The organism is Enterobacter sp. SCRI0065, assembly GCF_059766475.1.
This window is the reverse complement of sequence record NZ_JCBAJB010000055.1, coordinates 1-255: the sequence shown is the minus strand read 5'-3', so window position 1 is coordinate 255 and position 255 is coordinate 1. Positions and strand designations below refer to the sequence as shown.

Sequence of the window (255 nt, the reverse complement as noted above, 5' to 3'; positions counted from 1 at the left end):
GGTGTGTAAGCGCAGCGATGCGTTGAGCTAACCGATACTAATGAACCGTGAGGCTTAACCTTACAACGCCGAAGATGTTTTGGCGAAAAGACAGACATCATTTTCAGCTTGATAACAGATTAATTGACATGCAGAGATGCGTGTTGATAACAGAATTTGCCTGGCGGCTTTAGCGCGGTGGTCCCACCTGACCCCATGCCGAACTCAGAAGTGAAACGCCGTAGCGCCGATGGTAGTGTGGGGTCTCCCCATGTG

Annotated in this window: 1 rRNA gene; it reads left to right on the top strand. The window is 50.6% G+C overall.

What is annotated here, in order from left to right:
- Positions 1 to 159 precede the first annotated feature (159 nt).
- A 5S ribosomal RNA gene (gene rrf, locus AC6EMZ_RS23405) occupies positions 160 to 255 on the top strand; the annotation flags it as partial.